This is a genomic window from Acetobacterium fimetarium (genome assembly GCF_014284475.1).
GTDB classification, from domain to species: domain Bacteria; phylum Bacillota; class Clostridia; order Eubacteriales; family Eubacteriaceae; genus Acetobacterium; species Acetobacterium fimetarium.
Genome location: NZ_WJBC01000004.1, coordinates 130609 through 149968 on the forward strand (window position 1 = coordinate 130609; position 19360 = coordinate 149968).

At 41.4% G+C, this 19360-nt stretch carries 21 protein-coding genes; 6 read left to right on the forward strand and 15 right to left on the reverse strand.

From position 1 onward, the window contains the following. Positions 1-2 precede the first annotated feature (2 nt). From GH808_RS04345 to GH808_RS04385, 10 genes are all read right to left on the reverse strand, one after another. Positions 3-3092 (reverse strand): restriction endonuclease, encoded by a 3090-nt coding sequence (locus tag GH808_RS04345; protein ID WP_186841565.1) that lies wholly within the window; start codon positions 3090-3092, stop codon positions 3-5. 13 nt (positions 3093-3105) lie between these two features. Further along, on the reverse strand, positions 3106-5055 hold the full coding sequence (locus tag GH808_RS04350) for a site-specific DNA-methyltransferase (protein ID WP_243166101.1): 1950 nt from the start codon (positions 5053-5055) through the stop codon (positions 3106-3108). Between the two features lies 1 nt (position 5056). After that, a complete protein-coding gene (locus GH808_RS04355; RefSeq protein ID WP_186841641.1) occupies positions 5057-5479 on the reverse strand; it encodes a DUF4391 domain-containing protein in 423 nt (140 codons plus the stop codon). Positions 5480-5532: 53 nt separating this feature from the next. Beyond that, the gene (locus tag GH808_RS04360; protein WP_186841566.1) at positions 5533-5721 is read right to left on the reverse strand and encodes a hypothetical protein; all 189 of its coding nucleotides are present in this window, start codon (positions 5719-5721) and stop codon (positions 5533-5535) included. Positions 5722-5893: 172 nt separating this feature from the next. Continuing rightward, positions 5894-6217 (reverse strand): type II toxin-antitoxin system RelE/ParE family toxin, encoded by a 324-nt coding sequence (locus tag GH808_RS04365; protein ID WP_186841567.1) that lies wholly within the window; start codon positions 6215-6217, stop codon positions 5894-5896. Between the two features lies 1 nt (position 6218). After that, positions 6219-6464, reverse strand: coding sequence for a type II toxin-antitoxin system prevent-host-death family antitoxin (locus GH808_RS04370; RefSeq protein ID WP_186841568.1), 246 nt, complete (start codon positions 6462-6464; stop codon positions 6219-6221). Between the two features lie 235 nt (positions 6465-6699). Further along, complete coding sequence (locus tag GH808_RS15530; RefSeq protein WP_279289660.1) at positions 6700-6822, reverse strand: hypothetical protein; 123 nt, start codon at positions 6820-6822, stop codon at positions 6700-6702. Between the two features lie 151 nt (positions 6823-6973). Then, entirely contained in the window at positions 6974-7576 is a 603-nt protein-coding gene (locus GH808_RS04375) for a hypothetical protein (RefSeq protein ID WP_186841643.1), read from the reverse strand. Positions 7577-7591: 15 nt separating this feature from the next. Beyond that, the gene (locus tag GH808_RS04380) at positions 7592-8437 is read right to left on the reverse strand and encodes an ATP-binding protein (protein ID WP_186841569.1); all 846 of its coding nucleotides are present in this window, start codon (positions 8435-8437) and stop codon (positions 7592-7594) included. After that, positions 8434-9234, reverse strand: a complete 801-nt coding sequence (locus GH808_RS04385; protein ID WP_186841570.1) for a conserved phage C-terminal domain-containing protein — start codon at positions 9232-9234, stop codon at positions 8434-8436. The genes GH808_RS04380 and GH808_RS04385 overlap by 4 nt, the downstream gene beginning before the upstream one ends. An 843-nt stretch (positions 9235-10077) precedes the next feature. Here GH808_RS04385 and GH808_RS04390 point away from each other — a divergent pair. Next, positions 10078-10758 carry a damage-control phosphatase ARMT1 family protein gene (locus GH808_RS04390; RefSeq protein ID WP_338000865.1) on the forward strand — a complete coding sequence of 227 codons (681 nt, stop codon included), beginning with the start codon at positions 10078-10080 and terminating at the stop codon, positions 10756-10758. A gap of 72 nt (positions 10759-10830) precedes the next feature. On the opposite strand, the gene GH808_RS04395 is transcribed toward GH808_RS04390, so the two are convergent. Together GH808_RS04395 and GH808_RS04400 are read right to left on the reverse strand one after the other, a co-directional pair. Beyond that, on the reverse strand, positions 10831-11733 hold the full coding sequence (locus GH808_RS04395; protein ID WP_186841572.1) for a selenium metabolism-associated LysR family transcriptional regulator: 903 nt from the start codon (positions 11731-11733) through the stop codon (positions 10831-10833). Then, positions 11723-12883 carry an aminotransferase class V-fold PLP-dependent enzyme gene (locus GH808_RS04400; RefSeq protein ID WP_186841573.1) on the reverse strand — a complete coding sequence of 387 codons (1161 nt, stop codon included), beginning with the start codon at positions 12881-12883 and terminating at the stop codon, positions 11723-11725. The genes GH808_RS04395 and GH808_RS04400 overlap by 11 nt, the downstream gene beginning before the upstream one ends. 173 nt (positions 12884-13056) lie before the next feature. Between GH808_RS04400 and yedE the strand changes: the two genes are divergently transcribed. The 5 genes from yedE to mutM all read left to right on the forward strand — a co-directional run bounded on the left by yedE (position 13057) and on the right by mutM (position 16712). Continuing rightward, on the forward strand, positions 13057-14127 hold the full coding sequence (gene yedE, locus GH808_RS04405) for a YedE family putative selenium transporter (RefSeq protein ID WP_186841574.1): 1071 nt from the start codon (positions 13057-13059) through the stop codon (positions 14125-14127). A gap of 11 nt (positions 14128-14138) precedes the next feature. After that, a complete protein-coding gene (locus GH808_RS04410; protein WP_186841575.1) occupies positions 14139-14342 on the forward strand; it encodes a sulfurtransferase TusA family protein in 204 nt (67 codons plus the stop codon). An 11-nt stretch (positions 14343-14353) separates the two neighbouring features. Further along, complete coding sequence (locus GH808_RS04415; RefSeq protein ID WP_186841576.1) at positions 14354-14602, forward strand: putative Se/S carrier protein; 249 nt, start codon at positions 14354-14356, stop codon at positions 14600-14602. A gap of 33 nt (positions 14603-14635) precedes the next feature. Beyond that, entirely contained in the window at positions 14636-15673 is a 1038-nt protein-coding gene (gene selD / locus GH808_RS04420; RefSeq protein ID WP_186841577.1) for a selenide, water dikinase SelD, read from the forward strand. 226 nt (positions 15674-15899) lie between these two features. Then, complete coding sequence (gene mutM / locus GH808_RS04425) at positions 15900-16712, forward strand: DNA-formamidopyrimidine glycosylase (RefSeq protein ID WP_186841578.1); 813 nt, start codon at positions 15900-15902, stop codon at positions 16710-16712. Positions 16713-16752: 40 nt separating this feature from the next. Here mutM and GH808_RS04430 read toward each other — a convergent pair whose 3' ends face one another. From GH808_RS04430 to GH808_RS04440, 3 genes are all read right to left on the reverse strand, one after another. Further along, positions 16753-17772: a DUF3089 domain-containing protein gene (locus GH808_RS04430; RefSeq protein WP_186841579.1), complete on the reverse strand. Its 1020-nt coding sequence runs from the start codon at positions 17770-17772 to the stop codon at positions 16753-16755. A gap of 209 nt (positions 17773-17981) precedes the next feature. Next, the gene (locus GH808_RS04435; RefSeq protein WP_186841580.1) at positions 17982-18563 is read right to left on the reverse strand and encodes a phosphatase PAP2 family protein; all 582 of its coding nucleotides are present in this window, start codon (positions 18561-18563) and stop codon (positions 17982-17984) included. A 58-nt stretch (positions 18564-18621) separates the two neighbouring features. After that, positions 18622-19134 (reverse strand): hypothetical protein, encoded by a 513-nt coding sequence (locus GH808_RS04440; RefSeq protein ID WP_186841581.1) that lies wholly within the window; start codon positions 19132-19134, stop codon positions 18622-18624. Positions 19135-19360: the final 226 nt, after the last annotated feature.

A 19360-nucleotide genomic window follows, 5' to 3' on the forward strand; every position in this document is an offset into this window, starting at 1 on the left:
TCTTATCTCACGCCAAATTTTACTTTGAAATCCTGGTAACTATTCACCCAATCGAATTTCACCAGATTTGAAACCGCTTTAAAATGTAGCTTGCCACAACTTATCTTGCTTGTTTCGACTGGGGTCAGATCGCTTTGTTCTTTATCAGCTTTGGTTTCCACAATAAAATAAATACTGACTTCACCATCTTTTAGCCCCTCTTCACGATAAACAACGGCCCAGTCTGGGGAGTAGTTACCGTAGGGTGTATCAATGACAAAACCACCTTTTTTAAGTTTGGTAAATAACAGAACATTATCATCGGCTTCCAGATGTTTGGCAAAATCCAGTTCACCGTCGCTGTCCAGTTTGTAGTAAGCGTTAATGGCTCTTTTTTTATATTGATCGGCATGAAAAACCCGGGCGTGGTTGTTAAAGTCTTCAATACTGATGGAATCCACGCCAAAGATCTGGGCGGTCTCCAGTTCATAACCATCAATGACTTCATAAGAAATAACATTAGCGGCTTTAAGATCCTGCAGCTTTGTCAGAATTTTCTGGGTAACCGTATCCAGAACATCCTGGTTATTTAACAAGTCACGTTTGTTAATCCCATTGATGATTTTAAAGATAGCCAGTCTGGGCAGCATGGTATGGTACATAATATAATTGGCAATTTCAAAATCGCTTTTCGGCAGCAGATGGATTTCTGTAGCCGTTTCGATGTCTTCATCAATGGCTTTTTCCAATTCAAACAGTTGGGCATCGGTATAACCAGCCTTACCGGTCTCTACGACAAATTTAATGCGTTCAGCCAGACTTTTTAAATACAAATTAAGTTCTTCTGCGCATTCAGCAATAAATTGATCTTTTTCAATTTTAAATTTATAAATAGAACGCTTGGTAAGCTGATTGGTTAAGGTCTGGTAAAAAGACGCAAACTCGCTCTCATTAATAAATGAACGGATCTGATTGGGGAAAGGTTCATTATCGGCATTTTTAATATCGATTTTACGGGTGCCTTTTTGCACCATTAATGTGGTAAATTCTTCTTTAATTTTGATGACATGGGCTGCTAAGGTTGCATCTGTGAAAGTTAAATTTTCCAATAAAGCGGTAGTGTCTTCCATGGATTTGAAAAGAAGATTCTTTTCATTTAAAATACCATTTTGCACCAATTCGTTTCTAAAGGTATCCACCAATTCTGCGGTGATTGCTGGCAAAGGTAGCCCGGCCTTTCGCAAGGCATTTTGGAGAATATCCGCTGTGACCTCATTTTTATTAAAACCGGATTTATCATTGAAATCACGGTGCAGAGCAGCTGCAAAGTCTTCATAGTAATCATTTGCAATGACGGTCAGCTCATTGATACTGGCATCCAGGCAGCGATTCCCGGTGATGTCCACCGGCAGTCGCAGGCCCCGACCAATCTCCTGTTTTTTGGCCAGATCTGAGCCGCCAGCTTTCAAGGTGCAGAGGGTAAATACATTGGGATTGTCCCAACCTTCCCGGAGGGCTGAATGGGAAAAGATAAAGGCCAGCGGTTCAGTAAAAGAAATCAGCTCATCCTTTTTTTCAAGAATCAGTTCAATTCCCCGGTCCACATCTTCCTGGGGTTTCGCTTTGAGTTTAACCTCTTCTTCTGTTGGGTTCCAGCCTTCCACATCGACGGCTTTTTTATTTTTATCGATGGCAAAATAACCTTCCCGGACTGCCTGTATATTTGGCTTTTCCGGAAAATAGGCAGCAAATTTCTGGAGCCCACTGTGATTGTGTTCTAGAAATCTTGTATACTCACTGCTATATTCTTCATCAAATATTTCTAAATATTCACCCCGGCCATCCGGTGCATTGGTATCACGCACCTTTGCTACGGCATCAACAAAAAATAGGGTTAAGGTCTTGATGATTTTCCCGGTTTTCAGAATTGACAATTGTTTTTCAAGATGATTTCTAATGGCCAGGCGAACCTGGATGCGCACCGTATCACTCAGATCAATGTTGTCATTGCTATGTCCTTTTTCAAGAAACAGCGGTTCGCCCGGGGTTGAGATTTTTAAGGGCTGTAATTTATGGGGCTCTTCAGCAATCCGCATCCCTTTATACTGGGGCAGGCCCCCTGACAGGTCTTCCAGGGAAGCATTCCCGCCAACCGTAAAGTTTGAAAAACAGATTGGACCGCCCTGTTTCTGTGAAAAGATTTCAATCCGGGCTTTTAAATCTTTGGTAAACTCCACATAGCGCACATAGGGATAATCTTTGGGGGTGATGCCATGGACAGTCTTCACCTGAATTTTCTTGACCAGATTCTGCTGGTAAGCCGCATAGGAATCGAGCTTGTAAACCTGATTGTATAATTGCTTGTGGGTGGCTGAATAACGCAGGGTAAACAGTGGGTTTAATTCCTCGATGGCTTTTAACGATTTTGATTTATCTCTTTTAGACCCTTCCAGCTTCTGGGGTTCATCAATAATCACAATCGGTTGGACATATTCAATTTCATTCCATAAAATTTTTCCGCCCTCATCTTCAGTACGGATCTTATTGTTATCCTTATTGAAAGCCTGAATGTTTAACACGCAGATGCTTAAGGTGTTGGATTCTACCAGGTTGGTGCTGACCTTCTGGGGATTGTTACTGTCATAAACAAAACTGTGTTTGGACAGATCCACACCATATAGGGCCTTGAAATGATCTTTTAGCTGATCGATGGATTTTTCTACCCCTTTACGGATGGCAACAGAAGGAACCACGATCATAAACTTTTTAAATTCGTATTCTTTATGTAGCTCTAAAATAGTACGCAGATAGACATAGGTTTTCCCGGTACCAGTTTCCATTTCGATGGTAAAATTATGATTGGGTTCCAGGTTATGATCGGCAAACAGATCATTGTCCAGCTGGACCCGGTTCAGATTTGTTTTAAGCCGGCTGTCGACTACAATACCAGGATTACGGACGGCGACATTTTTCATTAAACCATGCGTGTGTTGGGTTTTATAGAGACTGCTGCTGTTTTTTTGAAGCCCGGAAAAAAGATCCACCACTGACTGAATGGCCTGAAGCTGGTAGTCCAGATGATCATCAAATTGGAATGTAATACGGTTTGACATAATCCATTCCTCCTTAAATAAATTCTACAGTATAGGTTTTTTTGCTGGTACCGGCATTCTTTTCAATTAAGGCCTTTAAGCGTCTGAAGGTTTCATCTTTCAAGGCAATATCATCCTGGAAAGCTGAATCTCTGAAAATGAATTTGAATGGCAGCGGATTTAAAGCTGCCAGTTTATCAACCAGTGCCACGGTGATCTCGGTTTCCAGGCAGACCAGATAGCTGCTGGCATAGAGATAGGTTCTTTGTCCGATATCGGTTAATGTTTCCAGCGTTGACGATAAGGGCACGTCATTTTGCCGCAGCATGACCTCATAGACAATGTCTTCATCCTTCGCACCGGGCATAAAGTCCATCAGATCTGGGGTGTAAACAGCAGTATCCACGGTAAACTGTTCATCTATTTCTGTTTGATGATTCCATTTGATATTGGTATCCGCCACCTTAAAGACTTTAAAACCGATGTCCAGTTTACCCTTCAGTTCAGGTTTTTCTTCAATAATTTTATCACCTGCACGGCGTATTCGTTCCTTGCCGATTTCACAAATGTTCTTATAACCCGTTTGATTTGCTTCGCTATTTTCTGATGTTTTTTCTGGTATTTGCACCATAATAAACTTACGTTTGTTAATACCTTCATCTTGTGCATTAAGTTGCATTAGTGCATGTGCTGTGGTAGCTGACCCTGAGAAAAAATCTAAAATTATTCCATCATCAGTATAACAACGTTCAATAATATATTTAACTAACTCAATAGGTTTAGAGTATGGAAAAATACCCCCCAATTTCATATTTTCAAGTAATTTTGATGCTTGTGTACTGGAGAATGACTCAATTACGCCCATTGGTCTTTGAGTTCTATTTATCACATTTCCTTCGTTGTCGCAATTTAGATATTGTTTAGTATAAATAGTCCAAACATCATTACTATCTTTTTTCCTTACTATAAAACCATTCGCAAATCCCCATTGATACTTGATTTTCGACCATCTCCAACATGCTTTCCTACCATTATTATTATCTGCTGGTTTTACAAATGAACCATCAGGTGCTTCAATAGGATAATCAAGTGATTCTGAATACTGTATTGAACCCATACCTAATTTTTGCAAATAATATTTACCTCTAGTTTTTTCAAACTCGTCACTTGACTTATACCTTTCCTCATTACTTATGGGCACGCCTTTAATTTCAATTTCTACAATGTTTTTTGCATAACATAAAATATGTTCATGTTTTATTCTAAATAATTTACTATCGGAACTACCACCACCTTCTTTATTGCTCCAAATTAAATCAGCTACAAAATTTTGATCACCAAATAACTCATCACAAATCTTTTTTAAATTGTCCACTTCATTATCATTAATACTTATAAATATTAACCCATCCTCAGTTAATAAATCTTTCGCCATCTTCAATCTCGGATACATCATATTCAGCCAATTGGCATGATAGCGGTTCTGAGATTTAGAGTTTGGCTTATATTTCTCTCCCAGTTCATCCCGATTCCCCTCAGCAATTTCGCTTTCTTCTACGCTCATGGCAAAATTATCGTTATAGATAAAATCATTCCCGGTATTATAAGGCGGGTCGATGTAGATCATCTTAATGGCCCCATAATAATTCTGACGCAACAGCTTTAAGACCTCCAGGTTATCCCCTTCTATATACAGGTTCTCAGTGGTTTCGGGATTCTTGCTGTCTTCCGGCACATAGTTCAGGGTTTTACCATTCACATCTTCCAGGGCCACTTTTTTGGCGTTCTGTTTTCCTGCCCAGGTAAGCTCATATTTTTCACTGCCAACTTCTTTAAAAGCACCCAGCTCTTGTTTCAAAGCTTCAAAGTCCACCTCGCCGTCTTTTACGGCGGCGGGGAAAAGCTGAGCTAACTTGCTTAGATTATCGTTTGCAAAATCATTGATTGTCTCTGCCACTTTTTTATATTCCAGTTCTTCTGCCATTTCAGCCTCCATTAATTATGTTCTTTAGTTCATCAAGGTTTGTTTTTATTGCCTGATTCATTTTTATTTTTTCACCGTTTCCGGTGAGCTTGTTCATTTTGTCTTGGTTTTCCACCAGGGTTTTAATCAACTCATAGGTTTTCCATGTTTTTTGGGGATCATACCAGATATTTGAAGCCAGGAGTTTTACCATTTCATCATCCGCTTTTTGATGGTTGAGGATGTAGGCTCTGTTATACATTTCCTGATAGTAAACCACCTTATTATTTTTATTGCGAATATTGGGAAATGCCAGTTGTTTTAAGAATTCAGCTTTGGCCGTATCCGGCAGCACTACCGGGTATGCCGGGGTGAGCAGGCTGTCGGTTATGACGATCTTATTTTCTTCAATCTGGCTCAGTCGTTTTAGACCCAGTGAAGAAATGACGCGAGGACGTTTCGTTCGTCATGTCCAGGTTATGCAAAGGAGCCGTTTTTTTATTCCATCAATGTAAGCTGCTCCTCTATCAAAGCTTTAGCACTATCCGTTGCCTTGATTAAATTTTCAAGCCTCCGATAATGTGAAGTTCCTTCATCAAATTTTACCTGTGCTTTTTCACACTTGCTGATAATTGAAACCACTGGCCTGAGCGCTTCGGTTAATTCTTCGTTAGTGTACTTATTCATAAGAATGCGCCCTTTCTTTCGGAATAGTTTCATCCTTCCAGACCTTATTCATCGTCAACCGCAAAGCATAGAGCTTCCTTTATACTGAATCTTTCAACACAATTTATCATTCTTTGCCTATGGATTGATATGAAAAGCCGGGTCAAACCTAAACCCGGCTTAATTTTCTGCTTTACTCTTCCGGTAAATCTTTAAACAAAATTCGCAGATAGTCTCGTCTGCCATAAAGAACTCTAGACACAAAAACGAGGTCGTCTTCACACCAGTAAAAAATCATATAATTCTGGCAAGTCAGATAACGATAGTTCGTTTGCATAGCAATTCGTGATGTTAAGGACGGCCCTAGTTGAGGATGTTCGATCAGGTTTCGCATTTTTGCTGTGATTTTTCGCATTAACTCGATTGCGGCCTGGGGATTCCCCAATTCCTCGGATATGTATTCTTTAATCAGCAATAAATCATCTCTTGCTTCTGGAGAAATCTGAAGCCTAGTCATTTTAAATTCCCAACTCCGATTCCACCGCATCGATGGTCAGCCAGCCCTTTTCACGACCTGCCTGTTCGCCTTTAGATAGCTGCGACATTAGCTTCAGAGAAGCCTTCAATGATTCATATTCATTGATATCAATAATGGCAAACTTACCTCGACCATTTTTTGTTAAAAAGACTGGTTCGCCCACCGCAACATCCCGCAATACTTCCGTATAGTTTCTTAAATCTGATATTGGTTTGATATTTGGCATTGTCAACAACTCCTTTCCTGCTGATTGAATTATACCCTTATTTGATGTTATATTCAACAGCAAAACACAAATGCCTCACTTCTCTCAGTTGATTATGGCAACATTGTTAATCATTCTTTGTCCCATTTTCATATTGTTCCCAAAAATTCTGAAAATCTTTCAACTTTGATAAAGTCTTTTTCAATTCTTAATATTTGACGTATAATATGACGTGGGGACGTTTTATTCGTCATATTCATCGCTTCAATACCAGTTTCACGACGATCTTGCCCAGCCCCAGCACCCGACTCAATTGGCGGATACTGCCACCAATTTCCTTTTGAATCTGCCTGATCAACTGGTTTCGTTTGTCTACCAACAATTCCCCCGCCAACGGTCATTCGTTTAATGCTGATGCCCAGTTCTTCCCCTTCTGTTGATTGGTTATCGCTATCCCAAAGGCAAACAATTTATATCCGCTGGTTTCTCTTATTTTATCCAATTTTTCCATAAAAACAGATCGTTCAACATCATCTTTTGTAAAAGCGCTCATTGAGTTCGTAGAGCGCAAGCAGAGGCCCCTGATCGTAGGTTTCGGATTGATACAATTTTTTCAATTCGAAGTACCGCTCCATCATCCAGGGTATGCTGTCTTCGTCCCCTCGAAAGCCGATGATCAGGCAAACCAGCGACTGCACATAGGGACTGCGTATCTCCCCAAACCGCTGCTTTAGTAATGCTGCCGGGTTTTGTTGACTCTGTGCAAGCAGACGGACTGAATTTTCAATGAAAATACTCTGATTATTGGTCATCAGTTTATCGATCACCAATGGCAGTATCACTTCTTCAAATTCCAATGCCTTTTTAATCAGCGTAACCCTATTGACCATCTCGATTTTCTGACGCATAAGCTGTACAATCGCTTCATGGTTTTGCTCAGCTTGGATCTGTTTTTTTTCGTGGGTAATCTGTGTTTTGCGTTCATCATCAAACCCGATTTGATTGGTGATGATCTCATCGACCATCTCTTCGCCGCCTTTATATAAAAGAATGTTATAGATAAACTGCTGCACTGTGTTTTGCTGGCAGGGATTCTCCTTGAAAAACTTTTTTGTCAATAACTTTTCAGACATATTCACACCTCATATTCATCTCCTTTTCGCAACCGCAAACTGCTGGCGGGCGGCCGCAAAATTAATCATCCGCTTTTCCTGGCGCTTATTGCTGCCATCAAAGGCCAGCGGGGTACACTTTTCCAGGATCCGGTCATAGATCCGTTTGTGCGCCATTTGCGCCGGAGTCTCCATCTGCTCAAGGGTCAAATTGGTGGTAATGATCAGCGGTTTATTGCTCTTATAGCGCTCATCAATGATGGTGAAGAGATTCTCCAGGGCAAAGTCGTTTTGTTGCCCAACCCCCAGATCATCAATAATCAGCAGCTGATTATAATTAATCGCATCGATGTACTTGTTCTTATCACGCTCAGAAAATAATTCGTTAAAGATCCTGGTGAAACTGGTCATCAGGGCAGGAATCCCGGCGTCGATCAGGGTATTGGCAATGCAGGCAGCCACGAAACTCTTACCGGTGCCGACATCACCCCACAGCAGCAGACCGCTGCCTTGGGGATAAAATTTTTCGCTGAAGGTTTCGGCATAGGTTTGGGCGATTGCCATGTTCTCCGGGTTGCTGCCGTCGGACTGCTCAAAGCTGCACTCCCGCAAGGCCGCATCCTGGATGCCCCGGGTTCTCATATTTTCGTGGTAATGCTGCCGTTCCTTAAGTTCCCGCTGTTTTTTCTGATCTTCCCAATCCTGTTGTTTACACTCGCAGTTGCAATTCTCCGTGCGCTCGTTGGGGCCAAACTGCACCACTACCTGTTTGGGCGTATGACACCGATGACAGTAAAGCAGCCCGTCTTTGAGGTAATCCCGGGGATCAGCGTCAGGGGGCTGCTGGCTGAGACTTACAATGCTCTTCAGACTCGCATTCATAAACTCCGCTCTCCTTTCCCGGCATAGTTATAGCCGTTTGGCAAAGTGGCTTCGGGAGGCAACGATTTACGGCTCTGGTTGAGGTAGCCTTCGAATTTTGATCCGAACAGAGTCTGCGGCCGCAGGTACTGATTCATCTTGGGATCACTGAGCCATTCGGCCGTTTTGGTGTCAATGACTGCCCTGAAGTCATCAAACCCGAAGCCCTCGTGCGCCCGGGCAGTTATCAGTCGACCGGTTGCCGCCGTTGCCGCTTTAAATTCGGACCGACAGCTGTGATTAAGATAGTCCACCACCTGGCCCACCAGCGGCGAATCAACCGGCTGCTCATCCTGAGCGCTATTTTTTTGACCATCACCAGCGACTGCGTTGCGATTTTTCTTTTTATCTTTCTGAATAATTGTTTTGTCTTGTTTTTGTCTAGTTATGTCAGTCGTTTCTACTGGCGGATCAGCTGTCGTTTCTACGGTCATAAACACTGGCAGATTGACTGTATTATTTACCGTATTGATGGCTTCAAAGCTGACCATCCGGTAAGCGTTGGGACTGCCCTTTTTACCTCTGCGATAAACAAACAGACCCTTTTCAATCAGACTGTCACGGGCGCGGATAAAGGTCTTTTCTGATTTACACTGGATTAACACCATCAATCTCTGGTTGTCTACTGTAATCCACTCAGCCCAGCCGCAGCGATTGAACAGCGCCACCAGCTTGTACCACAACAATTGTGCGGTTGCGGGCAAGTAATTTGTTTCGAGCCATCGTTCAAAAGCATTAAGCTCCTGGATATAATTCATATCTGACCATCCGGGGGCGTTTAACCCGGTCCTTTCTGGATAATTTTTCAGGTACTTGCGGAAGTGCTGGATCCGGTGCAGCGTTTTCTTGGTGATTAGCAAGTTGACGGCGCAAACAACCATTATATCCGGCGTAATCCTGGTCAATGCCGCAGCCATCATTGCATTTTTAGCAATTTATGTGCTTATATTACCCTGCCCAAAGGTAGAAGTCTAGCACTTTTTACATTTCAGAACGCGCCGTACGGTTTAACTTGCTAAGTGCAAGTTTAGTGCTATGATCAACATGAAATACGCTATCGAAAGAGGGCTGCGGGGCGGATATTGATACCGAAATGATTGCCCGGGTGCTGACCATTCCCCAGCATCCGATTTGCATAATTAAGACAAAGGGTAAGACAAAGGGGACGTTTCGTTTGTCATATCCATCGCTTTAATACCAGCACCATCATCGCCTTTCCCAGCCTCAGCTACCAACTCAATTGGGGGATACTGCACCCAATTTCCTTTTGAATCTTCATAATCAACTGAGTTCGCTTGACTACCAACAATTCCCTCGACAACGATCATCCATTTAATGCTGATGTCCAGTTCTTCCCCTTCTTCTGATCAGCAAATAAACATAGTTGCCGACCATACCCATAGGCAACAATTGAAACCCGCCAGTTTATCTATCTTTATCCGGTTTTTTAATAACAACCGATCGTTCCGCATGATCCAGAAATGATTACGCCCATCCAGACGCTTCAGCATTATATGGTAAATACGAGTAGTGCCGTTTTTTTGCGCTTGCCTTGCCATTTCCTATTTCATCTCCTGTTGTTCTAACTTGCATATCATAGATTGCCGAACATGACAAACGAAACGTCCCCATATCATATTAAAAACCACGATATTTCAGAGTCACTTAAACTTGAACCGGTGATCCGACATTTTGCTTCTCAGGATCATAATCTTTTGTTGGGAGTATTGAAAGTATCAGCCACCGGAAATGTAATGGATTCTGGTGTTTATAATAATTTGGAGATTGAATCCTGTTTAAAGAAGGAAGTGGAAAAACCCTTTGCCATCTGTGATCTGGATTTATTCAAGAAAGATCTTCAAAATGCTAAATTGATTTTAATAATTGGCGACAATGCGGGCGAAGTTGTTTTTGACAAGCTTTTAGCAGAATACCTATCTCAGAATTATCAGGTGATTTATGCAGTAAGGGGAGCAGCTATTATTAATGATGCTGTTATGGAGGATGCCCTTAAAACAGGCGTAAATGATTATGCTCAGGTGATTTCAATGGGATGTGAAACGCCAGGTGCTGTTTTAAATTTATGCTCACAAGCATTTATCGATCTTTTTAATCAGGCGGATATGGTGATCAGTAAGGGCCAGGGAAACTTTGAAGCGTTATCGGATTATCAACGGGAGATATATTTTTTATTAAAAGCGAAATGCCATCATATTGCAAAAGCACTTGATGTAGAAGTTAATGATTATGTATTTAAGAAAAACATCAGTAACTATAAATAATTACCTTGAATACACAATAAGACGTGGAGACGTTTCACAGGTCCCGAAACGTCCTCGCGTCATACACAAAAATCAACAAAGACCGAGGTTTCCGGATTTTTTGATGCATTTGATAAACTGTCTAATATGTACAGGATGCACCTTGTTTTTTTTGTAAATGATATATAGAAATCTGTAACTCGACAACTCTCCCAGCCTGAAAACTAGTATTTTCCCTTCATTCATATGGTTTTGAACTGCTTTTTCGGAAATGATTGAAATCCCCATATTATTGATGATTGCTTTTATAATTGCCTCCTGATCATTCATGGTCGCAATGACGTTAAGTGAATTTTTATTTACCCCAATTTTTTCGATAAGTAAATCACTTTCTTTTCTTGTTCCCGAACCACTCTCCCGCATTACAAACGGTTCTTTTAAAAGTTCCTCGGATGATGCATTATTTTTTTTTAACTGCATGAAATGATCGCTTGACGATGTCGCAATCACGAGTTGATCCTGATAAAAAGGATCACTCACACATTCTTCGTATCCTGGTTTCGTACCAACCAACCCGATATCCACCTCCCCTTTCATCACCTTCTCAATGATTTCGCCGCTATCCGATTGATGAATCTGAAAAGAAATTCTCGGATGCACTTTACAATATTCTGTAACGACCTCCGGAAGAATATAAATAGATGGTATGGTTGATGCCCCAATTCTTATTGACCGCTCATTGTCACCATTGAATTCCTCATAAATCTTTTCGCGAAGATTGAGAATGCTTTTTGCATACTCATAGAGTTTTTTACCATCCTTTGTGACAAAAAAAGTTCTGGTGGTCCTGTTGATTAATTGATTGTTTAATTCGTTTTCCAGCGAGCGGATATGCACACTAACGGTTGACTGTGTCAGAAAAAGCTTTTTTGCTGCAGCAGAGAAACTTTTTTGCTCGACAACGTTAACAAATACTTCCAGCTGTTTAAATTCCATTTAAGATCTTCCTTAATGCTTCTGCGACATAGCAGATTTCTTCTTTGGTATTGCCATGCCCCAACGAAAAACGCAATGTTCCGGTCGGATATGTTTGCAACGTTTCGTGGGCACTGGGTGAACAATGCAGACCAACTCTTGTCATAATGCCGTACTCACAATCCAAACGAAAAGCAATACCAGCCAAATCATGATTCAACGCCTGCACCGAAACAACTGCGGTCCGGTTTGCGGTATTCGACATTCCGACAATTTCAAGCTCCGGGATGTGGCTTAATTCTTCCAATAATAATGCTGTCAGCATCATTTCTTTTTCATAAATCGTCTGAATCCCGACAGCCATTAAATATTTCAATGATGCATTCAATCCAACAATTCCCGGAAGATTCATGGTCCCGGGTTCAAAGCGATCTGGCATAAAATCCGGGATCTCTTCCGTATGCGAAATACTTCCAGTACCACCACTTAATAACGGCTCGATTTTTTCAATCATCGCCTCTTTTAAGATAAAACCACCAATTCCCTGCGGTCCTAACAGGCTTTTATGTCCAGTGAATGCCAACGCATCGATCCCCATCGCGTCCATATCGATGGGCAGAACGCCCGCCGTTTGCGCCGCATCGACAATAAAATCAAGTCCGTTCTCTTGGCAAAATAAACCAACCCGCTCAATCGGTAAAACCGTTCCACAGACATTCGATGCATGGGTCATGACAATGGCCTTTGTATTCGGCTTAAGGCACTTTTGTAGCTCTTCAAGCAACAGCTCCCCCTTTGTATTGCAGGGGATTCGATCGAACGCAACGCCAAATTGTTTTAATTGTGTCAATGGACGCATCACCGCATTATGCTCCATCGATGAAACCAGCACGTGATCGCCGGTTTTCAAATAGCCCTTAAGGATTATATTTAAGCTGGTTGTCACGTTCGGCGTAAAAATGACATTTTTACAGTCGGAACAATTAAACAATTGACTCAGCATTTCCCTGGTCTCAAAAACCATTTCAGCGGTATCATAAGCATCCTGATAACCGCCCCGGTTGATATTGGTGCCATTTTTTTCGATATAATCCACGATCGCCAAAGCCATCCCTTCCGGTTTTGGAAAAGACGTACAGGCATGATCAAGATAAATTCTTTTTTTTAACATGACTAACTCCTTCTGTCCGTTTTCTTATCTAAATATACCCTAACTAAAAAAAAACGCCAACCATTTATTTGTATTTTCTATATATATAATCGATTCTGCGTATCTTTCAATTACCGTTTCTTTGCTTAACATGTTATATTGATACCGTAACTTTTTTGAAAGAGAGGGATTTTATGAACTTAAAAAATGAAAAAACTGCAATTATCCTTGCTGGTTTACTAATTGGTGTGATTTCCGCACTATTGGTGGTCTTTGGTAATCCAGCGAACATGGGCTTTTGTATCGCCTGTTTTATCCGTGATACGGCGGGAGCCCTGGGCCTGCATCAGGCTGCCGCTGTCCAATACATCCGTCCGGAAATCATCGGCCTGGTGATTGGTTCCTGTGTAATCGCATTGGTAAAAAAAGAATTTATTCCCCGCGGCGGTTCTTCACCGATGACCCGTTTTGCGCTTGGATTCTTTGTGATGATCGGCTGTCTGATGTTCCTCGGCTGTCCTTATCGTATGGTTTTGCGGATTGCCGGCGGCGATATGAACGCCGTGATCGGTCTTATCGGCTTTATCGCCGGGATTCTGGTCGGTGTTTTCTTCCTCAATCGTGGTTTTACTCTGAAACGAACTTACAGCCTTCCCAAAATTGAAAGTGCGATTTTCCCAACTGCTCAAATCGTGCTACTGATCTTACTGATTACAGCGCCGGCCTTCATTTTCTTCACCGCCGTTGATGGCGGACCTGGCGCCAAGCATGCCGCCATCCTGATTTCACTGGGCGCTGGTTTAATCGTCGGTATTCTGGCCCAACGGACAAGACTATGCATGGTCGGAGGTATCCGTGATGTCATCTTATTCAGAGAATGGAAACTATTCTTTGGTTTTGCCGCAATTCTGGTTGCTGCATTCATCACCAATCTCATCACCGGTCATTTTTCACTTGGTTTTATCGATCAACCAATTGCCATCACCGATGGTTTATGGAATTTTCTGGGTATGTTGACCGTCGGATTTGGTTGCGTGTTACTTGGTGGCTGTCCTCTGCGTCAACTAATCCTGGCCGGTGAAGGAAATACCGATTCGGCCATTACAATTTTAGGTTTATTCGCCGGCGCTGCCATCGCTCATAATTTCGCGATGGCTTCCTCCAGCAAGGGCCCGACTTTTAATGGCAAAATTGGTGTTATCATTGGGATCATTGTCATCCTGATCATTGCTGTTACAAATACAAAAAAAGAAAAATTAGCTTAGAGGTGAAAAAAATGTTAGATGCTAGAGGACGTTCCTGCCCTGAACCCGTGATTATTTTAAAAAAAGCCATGATTTCTCAAGAAAATTCGTATACAATATTAGTAGATAATAAAACCGCTTTGGAAAATATTACCCGCTATGCTGAACACAATGGCTATCAGGTTGCTTTTACGCAAAGCAATGATGATTTTACGATGATACTCACAAAAAAATAAGTAGGTACTTAATGATTTATATTGCCACTTTCTATTCTCATTTTGGCGCTATTCGATTTAAAAAGAAATGCATCGCTGATGGTTTATCCGCATCAGTCATGCCAGTCCCGAGAAGTCTGAGCAGCTCATGTGGAACCTGTGTAACATTCACTGTTTCGGATGAATACTATTTAGATGAAAATATCAACGAAGAAATTGAACAAATCGTCTGTGTAGAAGAAAACAAATATCGGCAAATTTATCAAGCATCAGATTCCTGATGCTTGATTTTGTCGTACAGAAAGGTTTTAAAAATGGAAAACGAAATTAAATTAACTAAATTAGCCAGTTGTGCCGGATGTGGTGCAAAAGTCGGTGCCGGCACCTTAACCGAAATTCTCGATAAACTACCAACGCTTCATGATCCCCGTTTGATTGTCGGCTTCGACAAAAGCGATGATGCCTCTGTTTATATCATTAACGATGAGCTGGCTCTGGTACAAACCCTTGATTTTTTTCCACCGATTGTCGATGACCCCTATATGTTTGGACAAATTGCCGCAACAAATGCATTAAGCGATATTTATGCAATGGGCGGCGAACCGAAACTGGCCATGAATATCATGTGTGTCACCAATCAAATGAATAAAGATACTATTTACGCCATTTTACGCGGTGGCTACGAGAAAGCCTTTGAAGCGGGTGCCATCATTACTGGTGGCCATACCATTGAAGATGTCGAACCCAAATATGGGTTATCGGTATCCGGATTTGTTCACCCCCAAAAAGTGTTAAAAAATTCCACTGCCAGGGAAGGAGACGTACTTATTCTAACCAAACCGCTTGGTATAGGAATCCTGACAACCGCTGCCAAGGCAGATATGGTGGAGCCCTCTGTCTTAAACCGTGTTTATGAACAAATGGCTACATTAAACAAAACCGCACGTGATATTATGGTCAAATATGATATCCACAGCTGTACCGACATCACCGGTTTTGCTCTGATTGGGCATGCTTATGAAATGGCCCAGGGCAGTAATCTAACCGTCCATCTGGACAGTCATTCTGTTCCCTTCATTCCCGAGGCTTATGTCCTGGCTGAAATGGGGATGATTCCCGCTGGCGCTTATCGAAACCGGGATTACGCTGAACAAGGTGTGACGGTTTCTAAAAATGTTTCAGTCGCCATGCAGGATATTATGTATGACCCCCAGACATCTGGCGGCTTATTGATGGCCGTTAACGAAAAGGATGCCACCAGACTATTCAATGAGCTGAAGGATTCGATTGAACATGTTGCTATTCTTGGGCATGTAACTAAAAGAGACCAGTCTGAGATTGTCATCGACTAAGTCTTTTCAAAAGGTCTGGGAAGGACAAGGGACAGTTCTTTTGTGCTCTTATTACAAACTTTTTTACCCAAAATGCAAAAATATTAAGCCTCATTAATAATTTCTTTTTCATTTGCCGCGATGGTTTTAGTTGGTGTATACTCATGGTGGATATCCCAAGAAACAGACTTAAACTATATTTTCTAAGCATTGAAAAATTTATTTCCATTAAAGCAGGTGAAAAGTCATGCCGGAACTACCAGAAGTAGAAACCGTTCGTAGAACGTTAAAGAACTTTATTATTGGAAAAGAAATTAAGGAAATCTGTGTTCATTACGATAAGATCATCGCCGGGGACACGAATAACTTTGTGGCATCGTTAACAGGACAAACCATTCGCGATATCGATCGAGTTGGTAAATATTTAATCTTTATTTTGGACAGCCAGGCGTTTATTTCTCATTTGCGTATGGAAGGCAAGTATCATGTTGTCGATGATTCAAGGCCGCTCAATAAACACGAACATCTTACCTTTGTCTTTAGTGATGGCACCGAATTGCGCTATCAGGATACCCGCAAATTTGGTCGTTTAGAACTAGTGAACAAAGACACCTATCGTCAGGATTTACCGCTTTGCAAACTGGGGCCCGAACCATGGGATGCTGATCCTAAAGAAATCTACGCAAAAATACATAAAAGCAGTCTGCCGATTAAAACATTATTGTTAGATCAACGCATTATGACCGGAATCGGAAATATCTACGCCAATGAAATCTGTTTTAAGATGAAACTGCATCCTGCCACACCAGGGAAACGCGTCAGTAAAAAGCGGGTAGTCGAATTAATAGCCGTATCAAAAGAAATATTGGCGCAGGCGATTGCCCAGGGTGGAACGACGATTCACTCTTTTGATGCCAATGGCATTACCGGCTTGTTTCAGGTGCAATTACAAGTACATCTGCAAAAAGTCTGTCCGGTATGCAATGGGGCGATCACGAAGGAAATGGTTCGTGGCAGAGGGACCTATTATTGTAAATCGTGCCAGAAAAAGAAACGCTAAGGTTTAATCCGCAACATTTCCGCATTTCTTTTCTTACAAGTTAAGTGAGCGGTTCCAGCAACACAGGGTCGCTCAGAAAATTGTCGATTCGTTCTTTGACATTCGCCTGGAGGTTACGGTAGAAAAATTGGTAATCATAGAGATGATAAACCCCATTCTGGAAAATATCGAGTACTGGTGGAAAATCAGCTGGGGTGACATCGGTCACCCGCAGGGTTCCCCGAATTGAATCCAAATAAGCCCCGGTCAAATTTGGCACTTCTTTAACAACACCTCCAGAATAATCCGTAAACACAGCACCGTTATTTTCACTAGCGAAAGCTGGGGTACTATCGGTTTTCCAGTTCAAGGGATTGATCCCCAGCGTTTTATCTGGAACAATCAAAGAGGTTTGAATCCCTTCTGCCTCCGAGTTAAAGGAAATAATCACGCCAGTGTCCCCGGAATTCTGCGCCATTTTCAGAAAGGGATAGTTAATCAAATCTTCTGGTGTCACGCGCCAGCCAATGATATAGGCGGCTACCAACTGGCCGCTTAAAGTCGGATCATCGAACTTTTCCTCCAGCAACCGCAGCAGCATTTCCGAACCCTGGCTAAACCCTGCCAGAATAAACGGCCGCCCATTATTGTAGTCTTTCATATAGAGATCAAACGCCTGTGAAACATCCTCGTAGGCCAGATTAAAATACTGATCCGATTCGGATGCATTCATGGTGTAGGCATTCAACGCCGCCTGACGATAATAAGGAGCAAAAAAATTGGCTTCCCCGTCATAGAGACTTTTTTCCATATTGGTCGCACCCAGGAACTGGGCTTTTGTTTCTTCATCCCCAATATCCATGGAATGGGAAGTATCGGTACCCAGATAAACCGTTGGCGCTACAAAAAACACATCGCAGTTTTTTGTAACAGTTTCGCCAAGCGGCAAATAAGCCCAGTTCTCCGATTTCGTATAATCCACCCCGGTCGGTTGTTGGACACATCCGTACAGCAGCATCGTAATGATGAGGAAGACGGTCAAAATAGCAGTCGGTGCTGAACGATTCATTCTTTTTTTCATGGTTTTCTCCTTTTATTTTTTTCGACACTCATTCTAGGCGCAACGCAAATTCCGCTGCATTCCTTAAATCCTCACTGTTTGGTCTGCCTTTGTTCATTCCACCAAAGAATTTAATAAAACTGTTGGTGTTAAACCCTTTGCAGCTAAACTCCCCTTTTACAATGTATTCTTTTGACATACGGACATAAAGTTGAAGTACTTGATTGAATCTAAATAAATCCTTCCGTCACGATCATTAACAGCCCAATCGTAAATCCGATGATGGCTCCAGTGTAGACTTCTTTTGGTGTATGTCTTTTTAATTCAACTCTTGACCAGCCAATAGGTCCAGAAAAAAGCAGCACAATTATGCCGATAATTAAATTTATTGGCATAATTAAAAATGCGAGATAAATTGTCAGAGAAACGTGCCCTGAGCATTTTATGAAAAAATTGACAAGATACGAAACAATCAGTAGGAATAATGCAAACAATGCCCCTAAAAATAAGTCTTCTGATTGTTTGGTGAAAAACAAGACGCAATTTATAATCACTAAAAGCGTGATTGCAAATAAATACACCGAATTGCGTTGCTTTTTTACTAAAACATCAAAGTTTGTATATTCTCCATTTTTTGTTTTTGTATAATTTCTTATGGTTGACGGAACAATTACACATCCAACAAGTAAAAATGAGATAAACAAAGCTTTATTAAATTCTTCATAAGAAAACATAACAACTAAAATAAAAATTGAAATGGTGATTAATGGGTGCGCCATCAGAGATATGTATGCTGCAATTTTTTGTTTCACTTAAAACCACCTTTACTTTGTTCGATCATCAACCGTCCCTTTGTGCTCATATCTCATTCTATGAATTTAAAAATTCGATCACTTCTTTTAGATATAAATCCAGGTTTCCGATACACAATTCCCCGTGGTTAAATTCTTTGAAAACCTTGATCTTAACACTGGGTAATTTTGATAATAAACAATTTGCATATTTTTTTCCCAGCCACGCCTCCTTGGAACCATACCAATATGCGATATCTGTTTTTGTATCGGCAATTGAATTTGGAAGTGCATAACTAAAAACCGATAAGTGGGCATTTCTGCAGCTTTCATCTGTCATATTTGCACCAATTCTAAAAACGTCATCAACCATTTCTGGGGGATAAAAGGTGCGACTTAAAAGATACTTCAAAAACCTGCTTCCTTTTTTCATACTATGAGCTTGCCTTATTCGATAATTCACAGATAAGCCCAGCAAGAATTTATTCATTGGAACGATCGGCCCTGCATCAACAATTGCCTTATCAATTTCAAGGCTGTTTTGATGATCTCTTTGACCGATGTTGGGTTGCATCAGCTTAACAGATGTCAAGCTTAACGCTTCTCCCTAACCCGATACCTCAAAATGGTCTTCAGTTTTTTACATTATACCACTGTATGCAAGGAAAAACCGGAAGACTTGATATTCAGGTTTTTCATGGAAACGGTTACCTCTATCCGCCCCCTTGTGCTCTGATAAACCAGCTGAAATAGCCGGCTGAGGAAGGTCGGATTAAATAATAATTTATTTCCCAACAAATGACTGGTGAAAAATTGGG